This window comes from Rhizobium sp. L9 (genome assembly GCF_002531885.1).
GTDB lineage: Bacteria > Pseudomonadota > Alphaproteobacteria > Rhizobiales > Rhizobiaceae > Rhizobium.
The window spans coordinates 74,599-94,944 of record NZ_NWSZ01000003.1 but is presented as its reverse complement, the minus strand read 5'-3'; the positions used below and the strand labels follow the sequence as shown (position 1 = coordinate 94,944).

Below are 20,346 nucleotides of genomic sequence, written 5' to 3'. Positions count from 1 at the left end.
CCGTTTCAGACGGTGACTTCGGAGAATTGTGGATTTGCCGCCCCGGCTGGTTACGGGACTAGCAGAAACAAGACCTTAGATGACGTAGGCCTTCAGCGGCTCGAAGCCGTTAAAAGCGACTGCCGAGTAGGTCGTCGTATAAGCGCCGGTGCCTTCGATCAGCACCTCGTCGCCGATCGTCAGAGACAGCGGCAGCGGATAGAGGTTCTTTTCATACAGCACGTCGGCCGAGTCGCAGGTCGGGCCGGCGATCACGCAAGGCTCCATCTCGTCGCCGTCGCGCTCCGTGCGGATCGGGTAACGGATGGCCTCGTCCATGGTTTCGGCGAGACCGCCGAACTTGCCGATGTCGAGGAAGACCCAGCGGGCGTCGTCATTGTCCGACTTCTTGGAGATCAGCACGACTTCCGCCTTGATGACACCGGCATTGCCGACCATGCCGCGACCCGGCTCGATGATCGTCTGCGGGATCTGGTTGCCGAAATGCGTGCGCAGCGCCTGATAGATCGACTTGCCGTAAGCTTCCGCGGACGGAACGTCGCGCAGATACTTGGTCGGAAAGCCGCCGCCCATGTTGACCATCTGCAGGTGGATGCCCTGCTTGGCAAGCTGGACGAAGACACGCTTGGCATCGGCCAGAGCCGAATCCCAGGCATCGACCTTGGTCATCTGTGAGCCGACATGGAACGAGACGCCGTAGGACTGCAGGCCGAGCTGATGGGCGTAGACGAGAACGTCGACCGCCATCTGCGGAACGCAGCCGAACTTGCGCGACAGCGGCCATTCGGCGCCTTCGCCATCGGTGAGCACGCGGCAGAAGACACGGGCGCCGGGAGCGGCGCGCGAGATCTTCTCGACTTCCTCGTGGCTGTCGACCGCAAAGAGGCTGACGCCGAGCGCGTGCGCGCGAGCAACGTCACGCTCCTTCTTGATCGTGTTGCCATAGGAGATGCGGGCAGCAGTCGCACCGGCTTCGAGCGCCATTTCGATTTCGGCAACGGATGCGCAATCGAAATTGGAGCCGAGGCCTGCGAGCAGCTTCAGCACTTCCGGAGCCGGGTTGGCCTTGACGGCGTAGTAAATGGCGCTATCCGGCATGGCGTGACGGAAGGCGTGGAAATTGTCTCTGATAACATCGAGGTCAACCACGAGGCAGGGACCGTCGGGACGTCGGGTTGCGAGAAAGTCGCGGATGCGCTGGGTGGTCATTTCAGTTCCCTCTTCCAATTCCAGAGCTCCGGCATGAACCGGAGGACAAAGGGCATACGAGAACTCGCATTGGAACCAGCCGGTGGAGACCCCGGAACCATAGCAAGCGCTCGATGCGCGGATAGTGAACCAACGCCGCGGACGCGGTGTAAGTTCGGCTTTGTCTGCCATGGATTGGAGGGAGAGTCCCAACCGCACTTCCGGCAATGATGGTGTGCCTCTTCAGTAACCCCCACTGATGGAAAGCAGGGAGAGAACAAAAAGGCCCGCACCGTCGTTGCTTCAGGCGTCCTCGCATTTTCCGGTTGGCCGGAATAGCGACTGGAGGGGTTAATTCCAGGTACCTTACCGATTTCCTCACCAATTCGAGGGTTCGGCGGACACCCATGGGCACGTGCGACTTTGGGCTGACTGGGAGATAAGAATATTCGCCTTCATAATCAAGCGATTTTTTGATCCTGTGGGCAAAAAAATAATTGAACAGAACGGGCCAATTTGTTCAATGTTCCGAAACAGTTCTAGGAAAGCACCATGGATACCTTGACGCGCATACGCGCCTTCATCGATGTCGTCGAGGCTGAGGGCTTTTCCGCCGCCGCCAGGCGCACCGGCCGCTCAAAGGCGCTGTTGTCGAAATATGTGCGTGAATTGGAAGACGAGCTCGGCGCACTGCTGCTCAACCGCACCACCCGGCAGTTCTCCATGACGGAGGCCGGCCACACCTATTATCGCAGCGCCTCCGATATTTTGAAGGAGATCGACAACCTTGCCGATCTCGTGCGCGAAAACAATGCACAGCTGAAGGGACGGTTGCGCGTCTCCGTGCCCCGCACCTTCGTCGACGCCGACGTGGGCCAGTCGCTGATCGATTTCGCCGGCGAGAACCCGGACCTTTCGCTGGAGATTGCCGCCGACGACCGGTTCGTCGACCTGATCGAGGAAGGGTTTGACGTGGCGATCCGCATCAGCAAGCTCGAAGATTCCGGCATGATCGCCCGCAAGATCTCCGATTTCCGCGTCCACCTCTGCGCCACGCCGGATTTTCTCGAGCGCCATCCCGATCTGGAGCATCCAAGCGACATTTCCAATCTTCCCTTTATCGTCGATACCAATTCGCGCACCCAGGGCAGCATCCGCTTCCACAATCCTGACAACACAACCTTCGCCGTCGCCGTCTCCGGGCCGATCGAGGTCAACAGCCCGCACGCGACGCTGCGCGCTGCCCTCGCCGGGATCGGCATCGCCCTTATTCCCGATTTCATCGCCCGCAAGCCGATCGAAAGTGGCGAGCTGGTGACGCTATTCAACGATTACATCCCGACCGACCGCGGCATCTACGCCGTCTATCCGCACCGTCGATACCTGCCGGCCAAGGTGAGGATCTTTGTCGATTACCTGCACAATTGGTTCAAGAAGCATCCTTGAGATCTGCACGGCGGGACCTGTCCGGTCGGACGATGGAGCGGTGCCGATGGGGACTCACCGACAAACCGGTCCCAATTCCGTCCCAATTTCTGGCAAGAACTCGGGTCGAGCGAATAAGGCAGCGGGACGCATGAACAAATCCATACCATTGATCACCGCGCTTCTTTCGCTGGCGCCGGCCGCCGCCTTTGCGCATCCGCACATCTTTGTGGAGGCGCGGCTCGAAGTCGTGGCCGGCGCTGACGGCAGCGTCGAGGAACTGCGTAATGTCTGGCGCTTTGACGAGGTCTTTTCCTCTTCGGTCGTCATGGATTTCGACAAGAACACCGATCTGAAGCTGGAGCCGAACGAACTCGCGCAGGTCGGCAAAACGGTGAAGCAATCGCTTGCCGATTACGATTATTACATGAACCTGACGATCAACGGGAAGAGCATCACCGTCCAGCAGCCGGACATCATCCATGTCGACTATAAGAACGGCCAGCTCCTGATGTTCTTTGCGGTCAAGCCGGCGGAGAAGATGCCGCTCAAGGGCAGGCTTACCTTCGGCGTCTACGATCCGACGCTCTATACGTCGATTGATTTTCCCACAGATAACGAGCTGGCAACGGTGGGCGACGGCTTCAAGGCCTGCAAGCACCAGGTGGTAAGGCCGGATGCCGACGAGGTGATCTCGCAAAACAAGCAGTCGCTGACGGACGCCTTCTTCAACGACCCCACCGGCACCAACATGTCCAAACTCTTCGCCACACGGCTGGAGCTCACATGCTGATCAAACGCCCGTCCCTCATCCTTTCCGCAGCACTGCTCGCGCTCCTGACGGCGGCAAGCCTCGCCCACGCGCAATCGCCGCTCGGCATCGGCACGGCCGAACCGAGTTTTCAACCGACAGGCGGACCGTTTGCGCCGCTTTTGCTCTACGTGAACTATGAACAGCAGGCCTTCTACAGGGCGCTGACCGGTGCGCTGAAGGGCATGCGCGAAGATCCGTGGCAGCTGACATCGCTGATCGGCCTTTCCTTCGCCTACGGCGTCTTCCATGCCGCCGGCCCCGGTCACGGCAAGGCGGTCATCTCCTCCTACATGATCGCCAACGAGGTCGAGCTGAAGCGCGGCGTGGTTATTTCCTTCATTTCGGCTTTCATTCAGGGCGTCGTCGCCATGGCGCTGGTCGGCGGCGCCTGGCTGGTGCTGCGCGGCACCGGGATTACGCTGACGACAGCCACTCATGCCATGGAAGTCATGAGCTTCATCATGGTCATCCTCTTCGGTGGCTGGCTGCTGTTCCGCAAACTGCGTTCGATGGCAAGCCATCTGCCGCGCCGCCGGCTGGTGGCGACGTCGGCCGGTCCGGTGTCCATGATGCTGGAATGGAAGGATAACGCAGCCGAACGCCAGTCCTATGCCTTCAACGGCAAGGCGCAGGCCGTGAACGCCGGCCACAGCTTCGTTCCCGGCATGGCCTGCGAGACCTGCGGCAATACGCACGTGCCCGATCCGGCCCTGCTCGCCGGCGACAGGTTCAGCGTCCGCGAGGCCTGGTCGGCGATCGTAGCCGTCGGCCTTCGACCCTGCTCCGGGGCTTTGCTTGTCATGACGTTCTCGCTGCTGAACGGCCTCTATCTCGGCGGCGCGCTTTCGGTCGCTGCCATGTCGCTCGGCACGGCGATCACGGTTTCCGTGCTCGCGACCCTTGCCGTCACCGCCAAGAGTGCGGCCGTCCGCCTCTCCGGACGCGGCTCGACGGCTTCCGTCTGGGTTGGCAACGCCATTGAAATCCTCGGCGCCCTGCTTGTCATCCTGATGGGCGCCGTCCTGCTCGGGGCCTCCCTGCAAGCGTAGACTATTTTCCTCTGTGGCGCTGATAGCGCGCCCGCAGCCAGAAGACCGCAAAAAACGCCATGATCAGGCAGAAGCCGACTGTAATCCCCAGCGTCGGCGAGAAATTGCCGATCCATAGAACGATGGTCGGCAGAAAATAGAGGACGATGCCCGCGCCGAGCAGGATGACAGCGGCGGCGACCGCCTGCGAGCGGCTTTCCGGGCTCACGCGAGCCTTTCCTTTTCCAGATCCGCACGAATATCCTGCAGGCGGCGGATCTGTTTGCCGGCCGCGTCAAAATTTTCGGGCGAAAGCCAGGCCTCGAAAGCATCGTTGATCAGCGGCCATTCGGCGTCGATCATCGAGAACCAGGCAGTATCGCGATTTCGATGCTTGGAGATCATGTGCTGACGGAACACCCCTTCAAAGCTGAAGCCGTAGCGCAGTGCCGTTATCTTGCTCGCCTCATTCTTATTGTCGCATTTCCATTCGTAGCGGCGATAGCCGAGGTCCTCGAACACATGTTTGGCCATAAGGTACTGCGCTTCGGTGGACAGCGGCGAACGGCTCATCTCGCGACCATGAGCCACGCCGCCGATTTCGACGACACCGTTTGCCGGGTCGGCGCGCATGTAGTTCGCCATGCCGACGACCTTTCCTGTGGCGTTGTCACGGAAGATATGGGTGAGCCAGCCGGACTTGGTGTAGACGCTTTCCAGCCAGTTGGCGAAATCCTCGATACCGGAGAAGTCGTCTTGCGCGAAATAAAGAAGCAGCCGGTTGATGCCCATGCCGCCGAGCCCGTCCCACAGCGCCTCGAGATGTTCTTCGCGACGATAGGGCTCGACCGTGACGAAACGGCCTTTCAGCGTAACCGGCTTTGGCGCCGGGCAGCCCTTGAAATTTGCAACATCGCGCATGTTCACTCCCCTATGCCAGAGCCTTCCCCGGTTAAATTGACGAAAGCGTCAATTTAACCGGGGAAGGCTCCGGGAGTGGATAGGCCAGTCGCCCGATAAAGGCAACCGGCCTGGATGTCACTGTGACAAGGTCGTCTTGGCGGATGACACCGTCGCCTCGATATGGTCGACCAGTTGATCGGCGAGGCCGAGCCGGCCGGCGAGCAGATCGAGATAACCGCGCTCGGCGCGCGAATCCGGATCGATGGTCAGCCGCGAGGCGGTGTAGAGCTCGACGCGCTGTTCTTCCGTGACCGCCGCAGCCACGAGCGCGTCGATATCCGTCGGTGACGCTAGTTCGCCCTCGATAAAAGCGGCAGCCTCGCCGCTGACGTCAGCGGCCTTGATCTTGTCCATGATCAGGGCGCGTTCGGCGTCGTCGATATGGCCGTCGGCCTTGGCTGCGGCGATCATCGCCCGGATCAGCACCAGCACGAATTCGTTGCTGCCAGCAGGCGATGCCGGTCCGAAACCGGATTCGACGGGCGGCGGCAGGAGCACCGGATTGTTTGCCGACGGCGCATCCGAGGGGGCCGCGGGCGCTTGGCCCGACTGATAGTTCTTGTAGGCCTGATAGCCAAGGCCGGCGATAGCGGCAAGACCGCCGATCGCCAACGCATTGCCGGCGATACTGCGACCGGTCTTGGTGCCAAGAAGCACGGCTGCGATCGCGCCGGTCTTCATCGGATTGTTCTTTGCCGTCTGCATGGCCTCGCCCGCCCTGTCGCGGACTGAACCGCCGAGACCCGGCACCTGCGAACCCAAGAATTGGTCGAGAAGCTTTTTTGCGTCGAACATTCCTCGTCGTCTCCCTGTTTGAGGCCGGAGGAGAACATAGGTTTGCGACGGCTGAAATACAAATATTGGGCGTGGGGGCTGTGCCTGCGCGCATCCCCGCCCATGCAACCTCAGGCCTTCAGCGCGGCGGCCTCCGCCGCGAGCCTGGTGATGCCGGTCCAGTCGCCGGCAGCGACCAGTTCCTTCGGCGCAACCCACGAACCGCCGACACAGACGACGTTCGGCAGCGAAAGATAATCCCTGGCATTCTTCAGCGAAATGCTGCCGGTCGGGCAGAACAGCGTGCCGGCGAGCGGCGAAGAGAGTGCCTTGAGATAAGCGGCGCCCCCGGCCTGCTCAGCCGGAAAGAACTTCAGCACCTGATAGCCTTCCTCACGCAGCGCCATGACTTCGCTGGCGGTCGCAGCTCCCGGAAGCAGCGGCACGTCGGAATCGGCGGCGGCATCAATCAGCTCCTGCGTCGTGCCCGGGCTGACGATGAACTTCGAGCCGGCCTCGACAGCCGCTTCCCAATGGGCGGCATTCAGGATGGTGCCGGCGCCGACTTCGGCGCCCTCGACCTCGGCGGCGACGGCGCGCACGGCCTCAAGTGCCGCCGGCGTGCGCATGGTGATCTCGATTGCTTTCAGGCCGCCTGCGACGAGCGCGCGGGCCAGCGGCACCGCCGACCTGGCATCGTCAACGATCAGGACCGGAACGACCGGCTGGAGTTTCAGGATGGAAAGGAGCTTCTCTGTTTTCTCGCCCATGGTCGCACGACCTCCTTGAAACGATTGAAATTTGCATTCCGAATAACGCCCTCGCCGAACCTTGTCGAGATAAAACCCGGCTGCGTGAGAAGAAGGGTATGAAATGCCTGGAAATTGGTCTACCGTGCGGCGATCGTCACAAAAGGTTCACCGACATGGCGAAAGAGATCGAGCGGAAGTTTCTTGTACGCGGCGATGGATGGCGTTCCGCCGTCGAGAGCAAGTCTGTCCTGAGGCAGGGTTACATCGCCTCGATGGACGACCGTTCCGTTCGCGTTCGCACCCTCGACGGCAGGAAAGCGAAGCTGACGATCAAGATTGGCCGCAGTGCCATCACCCGTGACGAATTCGAATATGACATCCCGATTGCCGATGCCGAGGAGCTGTTGCAGAGCGCGATCGGCGTCGTCATCGAGAAGACGCGCTACCGCGTGCCGCATCAAGGCTTCGTCTGGGAAGTCGACGTCTTTGCCGGTGAGCATCGCGGACTGGTGATTGCCGAAGTGGAGATGACGGCGGAAACTGACAACCCCGTCCTGCCCGCCTGGCTTGGCCGCGAAGTGACCGGCGATTTCCGCTACTCCAACCAGGCCCTTGCCACAGAATACGGGCACGACAGGCATGGCCTATCGCATTCGGCCTGACGACGATTTCACCGAGGCATTCAGGAGCGTCGCGACTGAGCAGCTGGAAGGTGCCATTACCTTTCTCGAAGAGCGGCCGGACGGTGCACACGAGGCGATCCATTCCTTCCGAAAAAACCTGAAGCGATTGCGCTCGCTCTACCGGCTCGTCGCGCGCGAGGTGCCGGATTTCCAGAAACAGGAAAATGCAAGACTGCGCGATGCCGCGCGCTCGCTTTCGGCAATCCGCGACGCTGCCGCGCTCATCGGCACCGCCCAATATTTGCAGCATTCAGCCCGCGGGCAAGAGGAAAGCGAGGCGCTCGGCCGGATCGTCACCATTCTCGAGGGGCGCCGCGACTGGATGGCGGAGGCCGAGAGCGGCCTGCAACGGCGGCTGATAGAAGCCCCAGGCGTGCTGAAGGAGGCAATCGCGGCTTTGGATGGCATTTCCTTCGATGGCAGCCACCGCAAGAACGCACGCATGCTGGCGAAGAGCTGGCGCCGCACCGCTCGCAAGGCAAAGGCGGCACTTGCCAGATGTCACGGCGATGCATCGGCCGGGGATTTCCATGATCTGCGCAAACGCACCTATGATTATCGGCTCTACCATGCTCTTTTTCGCGACATCTGGCCGACCGCGATGAAGGCCAAGCGCGATGCGGCCAAGGAACTGGTTGAGGATCTCGGCCACATCCATGACCTTGCCGTACTCTGTGAGCTGGTCGAAGCCGAGCCGCAGCTCTTCACCCGCAACGACGATCTGGCGCATCTTCTTGACGCGATCATCTTCCGCCAGCAGGAAGACCGGCGGCACGCCCTCCTCAAAGCCGAAACCGTCTTCGCCGATGATCCCGATAAGGAATCGGAGCGTATCGAGCTTCTCTGGCTGACGGCTGCGAATTGAGCGATGGGCAGGCGCGATCCTGAAGACGGTCGGTCGCCTGCGCGGAAGGCAATTGCGCGAACGGTCAATTTTCTGTATTTCCCGCCCATGACCGACAGCCTGACACACACCGGCCCGTTCCTCGTAGCGGCGCTCTACCATTTCGTATCCGTGCCGCGCTTTGCCACCTTGCAGGCCCCGCTACAGGCGCTGTGCGAGGAAAACGACGTCAAGGGAACGCTGCTTCTGGCGCATGAGGGCATCAACGGTACGATCGCGGGACCGGATGCCGGCATTCACGCCGTGCTCGCCTTCCTGCGTGCGCAGCCGGAATTTGCAAGCCTGGAGCACAAGGAAAGCCGCGCCTCGAAAATGCCCTTCCTGCGCATGAAGGTGAAGCTGAAGAAGGAAATCGTCACCATGGGCGTCGAGAACATCGACCCCAATAAGACTGTCGGTACTTATGTGGCGCCCCGGGACTGGAACGCGCTGATCTCCGATCCCGATACGATCGTCATCGACACCCGCAACGACTATGAGACGGCAATCGGTACCTTTCGCGGCGCGCTCGACCCCAAGACCAAGACATTCCGCGAATTTCCTGATTGGGTGCGCCGGAATACGGGGCTGCACAACAAGCCCAAAGTCGCCATGTATTGCACCGGCGGCATACGCTGCGAGAAGGCCACCGCCTTCATGAAGGCCGAGGGTTTCGATGAGGTCTATCATCTAAAGGGCGGCATCCTGAAATATCTGGAGGAAGTGCCGCAGGAAGAAAGCCTCTGGGAGGGCGCCTGTTTCGTCTTTGATGAGCGTGTATCCGTCGAACACGGCTTGAAGGAAGGCGAGCACCGGCTGTGCCACGCCTGCCGCAACCCGATCACGTCAGAGGAAATTGCCTCGCCGCTTTATGAGGAAGGCGTTTCCTGCAGCCACTGTTATCACACGAGGACAGAGGAAGACCGGCTGCGCTACCGTCAGCGGCAGCATCAGATCGCGCTGGCGAAAAAACGCGGCCAACGGCATATCGGCAGCTGATGAGTTCGCGCCCCGGGAATTTCGCCGTCAGGCCGCGCCGAGGCGGCGCCGGGTTGATTGCTCCGCAGTACGAAGCTCGTTCAGCATCTCGGTAATTCGCTCGGCCGCCAGAGGCTTTCCGAACAAATAGCCCTGCAGACAGTCGCAGCCGAACAGGCGCATGGCGACCGCCTGTCCCTCGGTCTCGATGCCTTCCGCCGTCACTGGGATATCGAGCGAGCGGGCGAGCGCCACCGTTGCCTGCAGCATTTCGCGCTGGCGCTTGTCCTCGTTCACGCCCATGACCAGTGAGCGGTCGATCTTGATGCGGTCGAAGCCGAACTGTCTGAGATAGCCGATCGAAGAGAAGCCGGAACCGAAGTCATCGAGCGCCACTTTAACCCCCAGCCCCTTCAGCCGTTCAATCGACTGGCGAGTGCGCTGCGGATTCTGGATCATATAACCTTCGGTGATCTCGAGCGTGATGCGGCTGGCCTCGATCTCCGTCTGCTTCAACACGTAGCGCACATAATCGGTGAAGGCGGGATTGCGGAACTGGCCGGGCGAGACATTGACCGAGACGTTCAGTTCCGGCCACTGCTTGGCCGTTTCGCAGGCCTTGCGCAGCACGAACAGGCCGAGCGATTCAATGAGGCCGCTGGTCTCGGCGATCGGAATGAACACCTCGGGCGAAACCGGGCCGTGTCCCGGACGGTTCCACCGTACCAGCGCCTCGACGCCGGTCAGCGCATGCGTCCCCGCATCGACCAGCGGCTGATAGGCAAGCGTCAGGTCACCGCTTTCAATGGCGATTCTGAGATCGAGCTCCAGCGCATTGCGCTGCTGCCGGTCTGCATCCATCGACGGATCGTAAAGCGTCATGCGCGCACGGCCCGCCTCCTTCGCCTTGTACATGGCAAGGTCGGAACGGCGCACCAGTTCCTCGCGATCGATTGCACCGGCAGGCGACATGGCGATGCCGATGCTGGCGCCAACGACGACAACACGGCGACCGATCTCCAGCGGCTCGACGAGAAAATCAAGGATCTGCTCGGCAAGCTGGAGGGCGGCAGCGTTCTCGGCATCGGAGAGAAAGGCGATCGCAAATTCATCTCCGCCGATGCGGGCGAGAACTGCGCCTTGCGGGATCAATACTTTAAGGCCGGCCGCGACCGCGCGGATTAACTGGTCGCCGGTGCCATGCCCATAGCTGTCATTGACTTCCTTGAAACCGTCGAGGTCGAGATAGAGGAGCAGCACATTGCGTTTGCTCTGGCGCGCTTCGAGCACAAAACGATCGACGGCGAGCCCGAGGCCGTCGCGATTGGAAAGGCCGCTCAGCCTGTCGCGCAGCGCCTCTTCGCGCGCGCTGTTTTCCTCCGCCTTCAGGCGTCGGCCGGCCAACCAGCCGATGGTCAGCAGCACCACGAAGAAGAGCCCAACGAGACCGAGTGCCTGGATGACCATCGGCCGCACCTGCGCGTAGGCGATATTGCCGGGTGAGCGAGAATTCCAGACGAGCTTGCCGATCGTTGCCCCCGACGGATCGGCGATAGGTACGAGATATTCGGCCGCGAAATTCGGCGGCGCCAGCCTCAGTCCGGCGATCACATAGGTCTGCCCGAGCCCGGCCACCCTGTCGTCATCGAGATGGCGGGCGAAAATAAGATAACGGTGCTGCCCGGCGGGCGCATCAAGCGCGCCGGATTTCTTCCGCACCAATGCCACGCCGACAGCGGCAATGCCGCGTTTGCTGGTGATGAAACCGACCGCCTGGGGCGTCTCGACCGTGCCGGCCGCCTTGACCACGTCGAACAGTTTCCACAGCGAGGGCGCGAAGAAATCCGCGGGCGGCTCCTCCATCGGCTTGCCATCGCGATAGGCCATGATCGAGCTCTTCGCATCATCGACAAGGATCGCCATGTCGAAAAGCGAGCTGTTGACCGACATCTCGCCGTAGTTGCTGACCGTCCACGCCATGCCATCGGACGCATAGACGTTGGCAGCGGCATCATCCCAAGCGGCATAATCGTCGAGCGTCGCGCCGAGCTGATCCTCGAAGGTCTTCAACGCGCCGATCGTCGTTTCGCGTGAGCGCTCGTCGTCAAGGACATTGGCGTTCTCAGCGACGCGTTCGAGTGCCGTCAACACCATGATGGTGGCGACCGCGACGATGACAGCAAAGGAGAACAGCACGCCCGTGACGGTGATGTGACGGCCTATGGCCGATCCCCTGCCCTGCAATTTTGCGAGTATTTGCATTCCGGCTCCCTGACCAGGGGAGTTTGCCAGTCAAGGGTTCAGAAACGTTTAAGCAACTGCCTGTTGCAGCTTTCCGCCGGTCTATTTTTTCAGTTTGTTCTGCTGAGCCGGCATGTGATTGCCTTTCGGAAATTCTGCCGCAAGTGCGCTATACCATTTGCCGCTCTTCTTCACCGTGCGGACCTGCGTTTGGTAATCGACATGGACGAGGCCAAAGCGCATACGGTAGCCTTCGGCCCATTCGAAATTATCCATCAGGCTCCAGGCGAAATAGCCGCGCATGGGGTAACCGTCCTTGATGAGGTCGGCCACGACGTCGAGATGATCGCCGAGATAATCGAGACGCATCGTATCGTCGACCTCGCCATCGACAACACCAGTATTGTCGCAGGCACCGTTTTCGGTGATGTAGCATTCCGGCAGGTCATAGCGGCGATAAAGGTTCTCGACCAGGAGCTTCAACCCCGGCGCATAGATTTCCCAGCCGATATCGGTCTTGATGTCACTTCTCGGTGGCGCTTTCACCGTCCAGGGGAAATCGCCTTTTCGTTCGGCATCGTCGACGACGCGCTCGGGCGTGTAGTAATTCAGACCCCACCAATCGAGCTTCTGGCTGATGAGCTTCAGATCGCCGTCTTCGATGACGGGCATGCGGTCACCGAGCGCCTCGACGAATTCCTTCGGATATTCGCCTTTGAAGACGGGATCGAAGAAGGCGCCGTTGTGGAACTGATGCGCACGTTCGGCGGCGGCAAGATCGGCCGGGCTGTCGGAGCCCGGGATGATCGAGGCGGCGTTGAGCACAAGCCCGACCGGCACATTGGGAGCTTCCGAACGGATTGCCTCGACGCCGAGTCCGTGGGCAAGATTCATGTAATGCATGGCGTGAAGGGCAGCCTGCATATTGCGCTCACCCGGAGCATGGATACCGTAGAGGTGGCTCAGCCAGACGATGCACCAGGGCTCGTTGAAGGTGGCGACGGCATCGAGGCGGTCGCCGAGGCGGCTCATGACAGTCTTGGCGTAACGCTGAAAGGCATAGGCAGTCGAGCGCGCCGTCCAACCGCCATCGCCCGCGAGCAGCAGGGGCAGGTCCCAATGGTAGAGCGTCGCGAAGGTCTTGATCCCGCGCGCCTTGCAGCCGTCGACCAGCCGATCGTAGAAGTCGAGGCCCGCCTCGTTCACCGGACCCGTGCCCTCCGGGATGATACGCGGCCAGGCAATGGAGAAGCGATAGGCTTCGACACCCATCTCCTTGATGAGATCGAGGTCCTGCTCCAGGCGGTTATAGTGGTCGCAGGCAACGTCGCCGTTGTCGCGATTGTAGACGCGGCCGGGCATGTTGCAGAAAGCATCCCAGATGGACGGCTTGCGGCCATCGGCCTTACCGGCGCCCTCGATCTGGAAGGCGGCGGTGGCAACACCGAAGGTGAAATCACCGGGAAAGCGGCTTGCAAGCGTCTTCGCATCGATCATCTGTAAATCCTGTCTCTCAGCATCTGAATTGACCGTGGGGCTCGGATTTAGCCAAGCCGGCAAGCAAAGTACAGGCCCGGCAGCAGAAAAACTGCAACGTTACAGTATAGGCCGCCGAGCGGCGGAGACTGCGCAAGCCAGCCGCTTCGACTTGCCGCGTTTTTCGCCTCCGATTGCTCTCATAACGCGAATGTCAGCAGTCGTGACTTGCTGCCGAGCCCATGATCACTACACAGCGAAGGCATCGCCAAACATGAAAGGAACCCAATGCTCTCTTCAATCCATCTGCTGCAGCCGCATCTGCTGAGCCTGCTGCGCATCGTCTCGTCGCTTGTGCTTTTCAGCTATGGAACGCAGAAGATCCTGCATTTTCCGGCCGCGGCAAGCGTGCCGCCGATGGGCTCGCTCTCCTGGATTGCCGGACTGATCGAACTCATCCTCGGCTTCCTCGTCCTGGTGGGATTCCAGACCCGCATCGCAGCCTTCGTGCTCTCGGGGCTGATGGCATTCGCCTATTTTATCGGCCATGCTGGCAAGAGCTTTTATCCCGCCCAGAACGGCGGCGTCGCTGCAATCCTGTTCTGCTTCGTGTTTCTCTATCTGGTGGCGGCAGGCGCCGGCCCGCTCAGCGTCGATAACCTGCTGAAGCGTGGCCGCGCTGCTGCCTAATGACCATAAGCAAAACGCCGAGGCGACCTGAGCCCACCTCGGCATTTTCCTCGAGCCACGCCGATCGGTAAACTCAGACCTTGACCCATGCGCCGTTTTTCTTCGAAGAGGCAACGCAGGCTTCGACGAAGGCCACGCCCTTCACGCCGTCATCGACGGTGGGGTAGACCACAGCCTTGTCGACAGCCTTGCCCTTCTTGCGGGCGTTGATCGCATGTGCGGCTTCCGTATAGATCGTCGCGAATGCCTCAAGGTAACCTTCCGGATGCCCCGACGGCACCCGCGAGACACGACCGGCCGCCGCTCCGGCGCCGGCGCCGCCGCGGGTGATCAGCCGCTTCGGCTCGCCGAACGGCGTGTACCATAGATAGTTCGGGTCCTTCTGGGTCCATTCCAGCCCGCCCTTGGTTCCGTAGACGCGAACCATCAGGCCGTTTTCATGGCCGGGCGCCACCTGGCTGCACCAGAGCATGCCCTTGGCCGGCTTTTCCGCGCCCTTCGCCTTGAAACGCAGCATGACATGAGCATTGTCATCAAGCCGGCGGCCGGGAACAAAGCTGTCGAGATCGGCAGCCAGGCTGTCGAGTTCCAGGCCAGTTATGAACGAAGCGAGATTATAGGCATGCGTGCCGATATCGCCTGTGGACCCGCCGACGCCGGACTGGGCCGGATCGGTGCGCCAAGCCGCCTGCTTTTGGCCGGTCTGTTCGACCGCTTCCGTCAGCCAGTCCTGCGGATATTCGGCCTGGACCACTCTGATATCGCCGAGCTCACCGTTCGCGACCATCTCGCGCGCCTGACGGACCATCGGATACCCGGTGTAGTTGTGCGTCAGCACGAAGAGCGCGCCGCTCTCGTCGGCCACCTTCTTCAGCTTCTTCGCGTCCGCAAGGTTCGATGTCAGCGGCTTGTCGCAGATAACATGGATGCCGCGTTTCAGGAATTCCTTGGCCGCGTCGTAATGCACATGGTTCGGGGTAACGATCGCGACCGCCTCGATGCCGTTCTTCAGCTTCGCCTCGCGGATCGCCATTTCGCGGTAGCTGGAATAGGTCCGCGACGGGTCGAGTCCAAGGTCGCGGCCGGACTGAACCGCCTTCTCAGGCGTCGACGACAATGCGCCGGCGATGAGATCGTACTGATCGTCGATGCGGGCTGCGATGCGGTGCACCGCACCGATGAACGCGCCCGCGCCGCCGCCCACCATCCCCAGCCGGATGCGCGGCTCGCGTGTCTGTTCCGATGATGCTTCGATTGCCATTCTTGTCCTCCTGAAATTTAACCTGGTGCGGATGCGCGCCCCTCATCCGGCTGCCGCCACCTTCTCCGCGCTCGCGGGGAGAAGGTGATATGCCGCGGTGTTTACGCCCACCTCGACGGCCGGTGCGGCAAGTCCCCTCTCCCCGTCAGAACGGGAGAGGGTTAGGGTGAGGGGCAGCCTCACGGCACGTCTTTTTTAAAGCCCGAGCATCCGCCGATTGGCGGCCTGGTCCGTGCCGCCGGCCGCGAAATCGTCGAAGGCCTTTTCCGTGACGCGGATGATATGTGCGGCCACGAATTCGGCCCCCTCCCGGGCGCCGTCCTCCGGATGTTTCAGCGCACACTCCCATTCGACCACAGCCCAGCCGTCGAAATTATTGGCCGTCATCTTCGAGAATACCGCACCGAAATCGACCTGACCGTCGCCGAGCGAGCGGAAGCGGCCGGCGCGTTCCACCCAGCCTTGGTAACCGCCATAGACGCCCTGGCGCCCGGTCGGATTGAACTCCGCATCCTTGACGTGGAACATCTTGATGCGGTCCTTGTAGATGTCGATGTTCTCGAGATAGTCGAGGCATTGCAGGATGTAGTGCGAGGGATCGTAGAGCATGTTGGCGCGCGGATGGTTCTTCACCCGCTCCAGGAACATCTCGAAGGTGATGCCGTCATGCAGGTCCTCGCCCGGATGGATCTCGTAGCAGACGTCGATGCCGTTCTCATCGGCATGGTTGAGGATCGGCGTCCAGCGGCGGGCAAGCTCGTCGAAGGCCGTCTCCACCAGACCGGCGGGACGCTGCGGCCAGGGATAGATGAAGGGCCAGGCGAGCGCGCCGGAGAAGGTCGCATGCGCCTTGAGGCCGAGGTTTTTCGATGCTGTCAGCGCCATCTTGACCTGCTCGACCGCCCATTCCTGGCGGGCTTTCGGATTGCCGCGCACCTCGGGGGCCGCAAAGCCGTCGAATGCTTCATCATAAGCGGGATGAACGGCAACCAGCTGGCCTTGCAGATGGGTCGAGAGCTCAGTGATTTCTATGCCGTTTTCGCGGGCCTTGCCGGCGAACTCGTCGCAATAATCCTTGGAGGTTGCTGCCTTTTTCAGATCGATCAGCTGGCTCGCCCAGGTCGGAACCTGAACGCCCTTGTAACCGATGTCGGCCGCCCATTTGGTGATCGTGTCCCAGGAATTGAAAGGCGCGGTATCGCCCGCGAACTGGCCAAGGAAAAGGCCGGGACCCTTGATCGTCTTCATGTCAGATTCCTCCCTGAATATCGACCGTAAACGTTTCTGAAGAACTTGTAGCACGCATTTCGGCGGGAGCAAGGTGCCTCCTCGCACTTGCCGCCGGATTGGCGCGAGGCCAGATGCGGTATGGCTGCGACCTAATCATGATGGGCTGTGGCGGGCAAGAGGTACGTGCAGCATTTTCGCCGTCCGCCAGGTGAGGGCATAAAAATGCGCCCATCCTTGCGAATGGGCGCACCTGCCTGATCAAGTGATCAGAACGGAGAATCCGGGAAGTAGAAGTTCTTGGCATTCTCCTTGGTGACGAGCGTCGCGTCGAGGATGTAGTTGCCGTGAACCGGGACCTGGTCGTAGAGTGCCGCCGCCGTCAACTCCATTGCCGTGCCGACCATTGCCGGGGGATAGAGAACGTCGACCGGGATCAGCTTGTCGCCGTCCATGACCTTCTTGACCATGTCCTTGGAGCCGGCGCCGGCGACGACATATTGAATGTCGGTGCGTTTGGCCTGCTCGATCGCCTGCAGAACGCCAACGGCCATATCGTCGTCCTGGCACCAGACGACGTCGATCTTCGGGTACTTCGTCAGGTAGTCCTGCATCACCTTGAAGGCGTCGTCGCGGTTCCAGTTGCCGTACTGGCGGTCGAGAACCTTGACCTTGGAGCCGGCGATACCCTTGTCGAAGCCGTCCTGGCGCTGCTGGTCGATCGGGATCGGCAGACCGCGGATAACGACGACTTCGGCTTCCGGCGTCTTTTCGGCAATATATTTGCCGGCGACTTCACCGAGGGCAGGGTTGTTGCCGGCGACGTAAAGATCACGCACGGAATTGTCGTTATTCGACGGCGCGCGGTCGACAAGTGCTACGAACTTGCCCTTGTCCTTGACCTCCTTGATGGCGTTGACGAGCGGATCCGGATCCGACGGCAGGATGACGAGCGCATCGATGCCTTGCGTATCGAGGTCCTGCACGGCGTTTGCCTGCGTGGCGGCATCCGGCGAGGTCTTGACGATGACGTTCAGGCCCGGATGTTCCGCCATCAGCTTCTTGGCAATACGCTCGGCATGGAACACGACGCCGGAGGTCCAGCCGTGATCGGCGGCCGGAATGGACACACCGATCGTGTAGTTCTTGTCCTGGGCGTAGGCTGCACCGGCAAAAGCCACCCCCGCAACCGCCAGACCCAACATGAGCTTGCGCATGCTATTTCCTCCCAAAAATATCAGGGACTTGTCCAATCCGAGCCGGGTGCCCTGTCAAGCCCGGCCAATCCGAGAAGTTCTTTGTCTTAGGATTTGCGAACCAGCGACCGCTGCACCAGCATGGCGATGATGATGATTGCACCCTGGATCGCGCCGATGAGATACTCGCTGATGAAGTTCGACAGCAGCATGATGTTGCCGACGAGTTCGAGAATGAAGGCGCCGCAGATGGTCCCCCAGACCCGGCCGGCGCCGCCCTTGAGCGCCGTGCCGCCGACGACGACGGCGGTGATGGCCTGCAACTCCCACAGGATGCCGGTCGTTGCCGAGGTGGATCCGAGACGCGGCACATAGAGCAGCACGGCAATCGCCACACAGAGGCCCTGGATGACGAAGGCAATGGTGCGCACGCGGTTGACCGCTATGCCCGAATAGCGCGCGACGTCGCTGTTCGAACCGACAGCCACGACATGGCGGCCGTAACGGGTGCGATAGAGGATGAAGGCTGCAATCGCGGTGACGACAAGGATCACCACGATCGGCACGGGAATACCGAGAATATTGCCGAAATAGGCCGGACGGTAGAGCGTCTGGATTTCACTCGAGCGCAAGGTGATTGCGCCGCCCTGCGACAGCCAGGTGGTCAAGCCGCGATAAATGCCCATTGTGCCGAGTGTGGCGATGAAAGGCTCGATCTTGCCGACGGTGGTGATGAGCCCGTTTGCGAGGCCGCAAAGAGCCCCGGCAATCACCGTAAAGACCACCGCGGCCGTCAGCATCAGCACCGGATCGGCAATGACGCCCGAATTGATCAGCAGGATCATCAGGCTGGCGACGAAGGCGACCATCGAGCCGACGGAAAGGTCGAGATCTCCGGCCGAGATCACGAAGGTGGCGCCGACCGCGATGATGGCGATGAAAGCGCAGCGTGTCGCGACGTTGGCAAGATTGGTGATGCCGATGAAATTCGGGTTGACCAGTGCGCCGACAATCAGGAGCAAGGCCAAGGCGGCAAACGGTGCAACCGCGCGCAGATCAACGTCACGCCAGGACCTGCGCCGGATCGCCCTGGTCTCCTCGTTAATGCTCATGTCCAAAACCAACCTCCCGTCCCAGTTCGTCTGGGCATCCTATCTATTGTCCGCGTCGGCGAAGTCTCGCTCCGGCCTCACGCAGCCACCTTCTTTTTGAGCCCGGCGGCGTAACGCATGATCTCCTGCTCGGAAATCTCGTCGCCCTCGAGCACGCCGACAATCCGTCCTTCGCGCATGACGGCCACTCTTGTGCAGAGCCCGATGACTTCGGGCATTTCCGACGAAACGACGATGATTGATCGGCCGTCGCGGGCGAGCGCCGAAATGAAATGATAGATCTGCTGCTTGGTGCCGACATCGATGCCGCGCGTCGGCTCGTCGATGATGATGATGTCGGGATCGGTCTCCATGACCTTGGCGAGCAGCAGCTTCTGCTGGTTTCCGCCCGACATGCGGCCGGCGACGATATTGGTGTCGCGAACCCTGATGTCGAAGCGGCGCTTGGCTTTTGCCAGTGCGGCCGCCTCGCTGCTCGGACTGAGATAGCCGTGGCGCGAATGTCTTCCGAGCGATTGCAGCGTCAGATTGGTCGCCATGCCGGAGCGCAACAGCAGACCCTTCGACTTGCGGTCCTTGGTCATATAGGCAAGACCGCAGCGATTAGCCGCGTGCACATCGCCGGAGGGGACCGCTTGCCCCTTGATGACCACCTCGCCCTCGAGGCGGGGCCGCAGTCCGGCAATCGCCTCCATCAGTTCGGTACGGCCGGAGCCGATCAGGCCGGAAAAACCGATGATCTCGCCCTTGCGCACTTCGAAGCTCGCATCCCTGACATAACCGGTCGACACCGAAGCGACGCTGAGGACGATCTCCTCGTCGACATCAGGCTCGACCTTGGCCGGATAGAGGCTGGAAAGTTCGCGGCCGACCATCAGCTGCGCGATCGATTCCCCGTCCAGGATTGATGTCGGCGACGTCTTGATCCATTGGCCGTCGCGCAGCACCGTCACCCGATCGGTCAGCTCCATTACCTCGTCGAGCTTGTGGGACACGAAGACGAAGCTCGTACCCTGGTCGCGGAGCTTGCGGACCTGCTTGAAAAGCATATTGGTCTCTTCCCGCGACAGCACGGCGGTCGGCTCGTCCATGAAGACGACGCGCGCATCGCGGCTGATCGCCTTGGCGATCTCGACCATTTGCTTGTCGGCGATGGAAAGCGTGCTGATCAAGGCATTCTCATCGACATGCGAACCGAGCACGTCGAGAACCTTGCGCGTCTCGGCGCGCATATATTTGCGGTCGAGCACTCCGAGACGCGTGACTTCGCGACCGAGGAAAAGGCTCTCCGTCACGGTCAGATGGTCGGCGAGGTTGAATTCCTGGTGAATGATGACGATGCCGAGCGCTTCCGCAGCGCCATTGGGCGGCAGCACCACAGGCTTGCCGTCGAGCAGGATCTCGCCCGAACTCGGCTGCTCGAAACCCGACAGCACCTTGACAAGCGTGGATTTGCCGGCGCCGTTTTCGCCCATGAGCGCATGGATTTCACCGGCGCGGAGATCGAAGTTGACGCTGAAGAGGACCTGCACGCCGCTGAAGGATTTGCATATGCGCCTGGCGGACAGCACCACGGGTGCGGTGTCGGCGATCTCCACGGTCATTATGCCCTCCCCTAGAGCGCGGCACCCCGGCAACGCTCCATTTTGAACTAG

Annotated in this window: 19 protein-coding genes; 7 read left to right on the top strand and 12 right to left on the bottom strand. The window is 61.1% G+C overall.

Going from position 1 to position 20,346, the window contains the following annotated elements:
* Positions 1-75 precede the first annotated feature (75 nt).
* Positions 76-1,209: an ornithine/lysine decarboxylase gene (odc2, locus tag CO660_RS02375; protein ID WP_085779503.1), complete on the bottom strand. Its 1,134-nt coding sequence runs from the start codon at positions 1,207-1,209 to the stop codon at positions 76-78.
* A 531-nt stretch (positions 1,210-1,740) separates the two neighbouring features.
* On the opposite strand from odc2, the gene CO660_RS02370 reads away from it, so the two are divergent.
* The 3 genes from CO660_RS02370 to CO660_RS02360 all read left to right on the top strand — a co-directional run bounded on the left by CO660_RS02370 (position 1,741) and on the right by CO660_RS02360 (position 4,476).
* Positions 1,741-2,634: a LysR family transcriptional regulator gene (locus tag CO660_RS02370; protein ID WP_064805022.1), complete on the top strand. Its 894-nt coding sequence runs from the start codon at positions 1,741-1,743 to the stop codon at positions 2,632-2,634.
* Between the two features lie 130 nt (positions 2,635-2,764).
* A complete protein-coding gene (locus tag CO660_RS02365; protein ID WP_097597208.1) occupies positions 2,765-3,406 on the top strand; it encodes a DUF1007 family protein in 642 nt (213 codons plus the stop codon).
* Entirely contained in the window at positions 3,400-4,476 is a 1,077-nt protein-coding gene (locus CO660_RS02360) for a nickel/cobalt transporter (protein WP_097597207.1), read from the top strand. The genes CO660_RS02365 and CO660_RS02360 overlap by 7 nt, the downstream gene beginning before the upstream one ends.
* A gap of 1 nt (position 4,477) precedes the next feature.
* On the opposite strand, the gene CO660_RS02355 is transcribed toward CO660_RS02360, so the two are convergent.
* The 4 genes from CO660_RS02355 to CO660_RS02340 form a co-directional block, all read right to left on the bottom strand.
* Positions 4,478-4,684: a hypothetical protein gene (locus CO660_RS02355; protein WP_097597206.1), complete on the bottom strand. Its 207-nt coding sequence runs from the start codon at positions 4,682-4,684 to the stop codon at positions 4,478-4,480.
* A complete protein-coding gene (locus CO660_RS02350; protein ID WP_097597205.1) occupies positions 4,681-5,376 on the bottom strand; it encodes a GNAT family protein in 696 nt (231 codons plus the stop codon). The genes CO660_RS02355 and CO660_RS02350 overlap by 4 nt, the downstream gene beginning before the upstream one ends.
* 117 nt (positions 5,377-5,493) lie before the next feature.
* Positions 5,494-6,213: a tellurite resistance TerB family protein gene (locus tag CO660_RS02345; RefSeq protein WP_097597204.1), complete on the bottom strand. Its 720-nt coding sequence runs from the start codon at positions 6,211-6,213 to the stop codon at positions 5,494-5,496.
* A 110-nt stretch (positions 6,214-6,323) separates the two neighbouring features.
* On the bottom strand, positions 6,324-6,962 hold the full coding sequence (locus CO660_RS02340; RefSeq protein ID WP_097597203.1) for a 2-dehydro-3-deoxy-phosphogluconate aldolase: 639 nt from the start codon (positions 6,960-6,962) through the stop codon (positions 6,324-6,326).
* A 155-nt stretch (positions 6,963-7,117) separates the two neighbouring features.
* Here CO660_RS02340 and CO660_RS02335 point away from each other — a divergent pair, with 155 nt between their 5' ends.
* From CO660_RS02335 to CO660_RS02325, 3 genes are all read left to right on the top strand, one after another.
* Positions 7,118-7,606, top strand: a complete 489-nt coding sequence (locus tag CO660_RS02335; protein WP_097597443.1) for a CYTH domain-containing protein — start codon at positions 7,118-7,120, stop codon at positions 7,604-7,606.
* Positions 7,584-8,492 carry a CHAD domain-containing protein gene (locus CO660_RS02330; RefSeq protein WP_097597202.1) on the top strand — a complete coding sequence of 303 codons (909 nt, stop codon included), beginning with the start codon at positions 7,584-7,586 and terminating at the stop codon, positions 8,490-8,492. The genes CO660_RS02335 and CO660_RS02330 overlap by 23 nt, the downstream gene beginning before the upstream one ends.
* Positions 8,493-8,579: 87 nt before the next feature.
* Entirely contained in the window at positions 8,580-9,509 is a 930-nt protein-coding gene (locus tag CO660_RS02325; RefSeq protein ID WP_097597440.1) for a rhodanese-related sulfurtransferase, read from the top strand.
* A 27-nt stretch (positions 9,510-9,536) separates the two neighbouring features.
* Here the strand turns inward: CO660_RS02325 and CO660_RS02320 are convergent, their stop codons facing one another.
* Both CO660_RS02320 and CO660_RS02315 read right to left on the bottom strand, forming a co-directional pair.
* On the bottom strand, positions 9,537-11,750 hold the full coding sequence (locus CO660_RS02320; RefSeq protein WP_097597201.1) for an EAL domain-containing protein: 2,214 nt from the start codon (positions 11,748-11,750) through the stop codon (positions 9,537-9,539).
* Positions 11,751-11,831: 81 nt separating this feature from the next.
* Complete coding sequence (locus tag CO660_RS02315) at positions 11,832-13,226, bottom strand: GH1 family beta-glucosidase (protein WP_097597200.1); 1,395 nt, start codon at positions 13,224-13,226, stop codon at positions 11,832-11,834.
* A gap of 267 nt (positions 13,227-13,493) precedes the next feature.
* Between CO660_RS02315 and CO660_RS02310 the strand changes: the two genes are divergently transcribed.
* The gene (locus CO660_RS02310) at positions 13,494-13,895 is read left to right on the top strand and encodes a DoxX family protein (protein WP_097597199.1); all 402 of its coding nucleotides are present in this window, start codon (positions 13,494-13,496) and stop codon (positions 13,893-13,895) included.
* A 73-nt stretch (positions 13,896-13,968) separates the two neighbouring features.
* Here CO660_RS02310 and CO660_RS02305 read toward each other — a convergent pair whose 3' ends face one another.
* The 5 genes from CO660_RS02305 to CO660_RS02285 all read right to left on the bottom strand — a co-directional run bounded on the left by CO660_RS02305 (position 13,969) and on the right by CO660_RS02285 (position 20,295).
* Positions 13,969-15,156 carry a Gfo/Idh/MocA family oxidoreductase gene (locus CO660_RS02305; RefSeq protein ID WP_097597198.1) on the bottom strand — a complete coding sequence of 396 codons (1,188 nt, stop codon included), beginning with the start codon at positions 15,154-15,156 and terminating at the stop codon, positions 13,969-13,971.
* 195 nt (positions 15,157-15,351) lie between these two features.
* Positions 15,352-16,404 carry a sugar phosphate isomerase/epimerase gene (locus tag CO660_RS02300; RefSeq protein ID WP_097597197.1) on the bottom strand — a complete coding sequence of 351 codons (1,053 nt, stop codon included), beginning with the start codon at positions 16,402-16,404 and terminating at the stop codon, positions 15,352-15,354.
* Positions 16,405-16,652: 248 nt separating this feature from the next.
* Positions 16,653-17,600 (bottom strand): substrate-binding domain-containing protein, encoded by a 948-nt coding sequence (locus CO660_RS02295; RefSeq protein ID WP_011426857.1) that lies wholly within the window; start codon positions 17,598-17,600, stop codon positions 16,653-16,655.
* 86 nt (positions 17,601-17,686) lie between these two features.
* Positions 17,687-18,691 (bottom strand): ABC transporter permease, encoded by a 1,005-nt coding sequence (locus CO660_RS02290; protein WP_085860497.1) that lies wholly within the window; start codon positions 18,689-18,691, stop codon positions 17,687-17,689.
* A gap of 77 nt (positions 18,692-18,768) precedes the next feature.
* Positions 18,769-20,295: a sugar ABC transporter ATP-binding protein gene (locus CO660_RS02285; RefSeq protein WP_097597196.1), complete on the bottom strand. Its 1,527-nt coding sequence runs from the start codon at positions 20,293-20,295 to the stop codon at positions 18,769-18,771.
* Positions 20,296-20,346 lie beyond the last annotated feature (51 nt).